The 3,414-nt window shown below is 41.6% G+C and carries 3 protein-coding genes; all 3 read left to right on the top strand.

The features are described 5' to 3' along the window. The first annotated feature begins 172 nt into the window (after positions 1-172). The 3 genes from ACJJVX_RS00020 (at position 173) to ACJJVX_RS00010 (ending at position 3,334) form a co-directional block, all read left to right on the top strand. Positions 173-1,372: a polymorphic toxin-type HINT domain-containing protein gene (locus ACJJVX_RS00020; RefSeq protein ID WP_405629429.1), complete on the top strand. Its 1,200-nt coding sequence runs from the start codon at positions 173-175 to the stop codon at positions 1,370-1,372. Between the two features lie 5 nt (positions 1,373-1,377). Next, a complete protein-coding gene (locus ACJJVX_RS00015) occupies positions 1,378-2,097 on the top strand; it encodes a DUF4262 domain-containing protein (RefSeq protein WP_405629426.1) in 720 nt (239 codons plus the stop codon). A 733-nt stretch (positions 2,098-2,830) separates the two neighbouring features. Further along, positions 2,831-3,334 (top strand): reverse transcriptase domain-containing protein, encoded by a 504-nt coding sequence (locus tag ACJJVX_RS00010; protein WP_405629424.1) that lies wholly within the window; start codon positions 2,831-2,833, stop codon positions 3,332-3,334. The last annotated feature ends 80 nt before the right edge of the window (positions 3,335-3,414 follow it).

Here is a 3,414-nt window from a genome sequence, read left to right as displayed (position 1 = left end):
AACAACTCCAAGAGGTTGTAATGAAAATTAATACTCGCCCAAGGAAAATACTAAATTATCAGACAGCTGAAGAAGTCTTTATTAATTAGTGATTTAAGGTTTGGTGCACTTGGAACCTGAATTCGGGTCGTTTAGAAAAAGCAAAGATGACACCCACCCTAAAGTTTGATAATTGAATTCAAGAAGAGATAAGTTTTTAGCCCAAAAGAGTAAACTTAGTAGCGCAGTTTTATTTGCTCAATTAAAGTGGCTGTCCAGTTTATTTTTTCCCAAAGAAAGTAAAGTAACAACGAGTGAAGATAGTCCTGGGTATACAGGGCATTTGGAAGATGATGATCTGCAGTTAACTTATATGCAGGCACGATACTATGATCCAGTCATAGGTCGTTTTTATTCGAATGATCCTGTTGGGTATACTGCATCTAACCCAGTAATGTCGTTTAACCGTTACTTATACGTTAATAATAATCCGTACAAATATACCGATCCTAATGGTGAATTTTTAAATTTTGCTGTGAAGTTTGTGGCTGATGTCGCTCTTGGCGCTGCGTTGAACTATGCCGAAACAGGGTCTGTAAATCTAGGTGGCGCTGTAGCAGATGCCGCAGCAGGCGCTCTAAACCCCGCTAAGACTGTTCAGAAAGCTAAGCGGCTAGCTAAGGTGATTAAGGGCGGTTGTAGTTTTACACCTGAGACTATGATTTTGACTAAAGATGGCTATAAAAGCATTATTGAAGTCAACGTGGGTGATATTGTCCTATCCAAGAATGATGAAACAGGTCAAGTTTCATGGAGAGAAGTCACAGATACCTTCAAAGATTGGCATACAGAAACCATTACTTTTACAGTTGTAGATGAGAATGGCGTAGAAGAGTCGATTACCACGACAGCAGAACATCCATTTTATGTAGATAATCAAGGCTGGTTGCCAGCAGGAGATGTATCTGAAGGTACAGTGATATCTGGCCCCAAAGTCGATAATAATATCAGCATTGTTAATATTCAGGTTAATCAAGAACCTCAGTATGCTTACAATTTCACAGTTAATACAGACCATACATACTTTGTTGGTAAGACAAATATGTGGGTCCACAATGCATGTGACTTTTCGAAGGTTCCCAAGTCTCCAACAGGAAGAGGCTCTGCTGCTCCCGGTGACAGAGACCCTAAAAGAACGTACTCTAGAGGGGAAATCAATGAAATGTTGCAAGATCAAGGTGGCAAATGTGCTGGTTGCGGAGAGACTAAATCTTTAAGTGAAGTCGATGGTCATCATGTACAGCGTCACGCAGATGGTGGTCCAACTACGAAAGAAAATGGTGCTGCGCTTTGCAAAGACTGCCATAAAGAAGTACATGCCAAAGAGAAGTAGATTGAATGAATGAAAATGATGCATTAAATACGATAGGTAATGCTATCAAGAGTCACGGTCATTTTGTGTACACCATAAGTGGAGGAAGTTCACCACGTTTTTTATATACCATAGGGTTGCATGAAAAATTTGGTGTGGAACTACTATTTGCCGGTGGAGCTTATTTCTCGGCTCAATTAGCTAAAGACATAGTAGATTGTGCAGCGAAATACTTGATTAACAACCCTAGAGGATCTTCATTTAATGTGGAAAACATATGTGGAACTTTTGAACTGAAAAAAGCAGATGAATCTTGGTCTAAAAGTTTGCCATTGGGAGCTATCGACTATTATAAAGCAGATAAAATCTGTTTGATGCAGATAACTCCTCCAAAGCAATTAATGACAATTGATGTTCCAAATTGTGACTTACCTATGAACGACACAAGTAACAGAGTTTGGTCTTGGTTTGATCGTAGTTACCCAAGTGGGTTACCTAAAAATTGTTCAGCAGTGACAAATTTAGAGGCTCTAAAGGGAGCCGCTGTTACTGAGGCAATGAGGTGGGAAGTTGATCAATGGGAGCTTTTTTCAGGGGCTGGACCAGATGTGAAAAAAGAGGATACAAGAGTGGTTCCGCTGAGTACACTTGTATTGTATGACCCCACATTAGATCCTGTAATGCAGCTTAAAGAAGGAAAAGGGCTTTGGCGCAACGAGGATATGATGTGGAACAACTGGAACTAATTTAAATAATAATCATTTCAATGTTTTGAATCCAAAGCCTCGCACTCATGAGGCTTTTTGTTTTTTGGCATCAAGGGGCTTTATTTTTGGCTGCATTTGAAGCCAAAGGGGTTGAAAATTAGCCTCGGATTCTATCGATTGAAGGTTTGCTCTATCAGTTTTGTTGATTTCAAAGGTTCAGTGGCTCAATTAAAATAAAAAGGACACCCAGTGCGCCGAGCTAAATCGGTAGAAGATTGGAGGTGAAAGTCCTCTGCTTGGTAAGGCTCAGCAAGCCGCCAAGACCCCGAGTCATGAGCTTTGCATCGTAAGGTGTCGAGTTAAGCGTTGACAGGGGAAACCATAGGCGAAGTATTGAGCTGCGAAATCATATTTAAGAGCGCCGACCTAGTTGGGTGAAAGGGAAGGCAATATGATGTTTAACGTTATACCGCGAGAGGGTAAGGCAAGTTAAACATTGGCTCTTCGCAGTCATAGACCTTATGCATGTGGCAATGTCTTTTATGCGGAACTCGGGAGATCCAACGCGGTTGCTTGTTTCTACAAGCAGTTTATTGGGAAGCCGATTAGGCGTAGCCAATAGATAGCACAAGCTGTGCGTTCAACGTTGGAAGTCAGACAGACTCATAGTAGCAAAGAAGCTAGCGAACAAAACGTTGACGAAATTGGCGTAGCGGAGCAAGTGGAGCGAAGGGGACTGACAAAGAGAAAGTCATTCAACAGGAGTAAGACCATGACACAGAGCATGGAAGGATTGCTACCTCGTTTGGATCGGCTAGGGGAAGCAGCAAAGCGCAATAAATCGCTGCAATTCGATAACCTATTTCATCACATCAATTTGGCACTGCTGCATAAGGCGTTTAGTCATCTGAATAAGCGAGCGGCCAAGGGCGTTGATAATGTCGGATGGTTTGAGTATCAAGTAAACGCGACCACAAGACTGGCCTCATTACATCAAAGGCTACAAGCTGGGTGTTACAAGGCAAAGCCTGTTAAGCGAATATGGATACCCAAAGCTGACGGTACTCTACGGCCTATTGGCGTTACGTCCATTGAAGATAAAATTGTTCAACAAGTAGTAGTTTGGCTATTAGAGCCAATCTACGAAGTCGATTTTCTAGGTTTTAGCTATGGCTTTCGACCTAATCGCAATCAACATCAAGCATTAGACGGAACCCGAATTCGGGTTGCCCGAATTCATTATGCAAGTGCACCACTGACCATAACCCACCAATAAATATGACATTCTGAAATATTTGCTAATGTAGTAAGTGCGACCAAACTCATTATCGAGGGAATTCAGAATGTCTTACGAAC

Origin of the sequence: Pseudoalteromonas sp. Ld20, from assembly GCF_045064175.1 — a bacterium.
Lineage (GTDB): Bacteria > Pseudomonadota > Gammaproteobacteria > Enterobacterales > Alteromonadaceae > Pseudoalteromonas > Pseudoalteromonas neustonica.
Note: the sequence above shows the minus strand (reverse complement) of the source record. Positions and strands in the feature narration are given on the sequence as shown.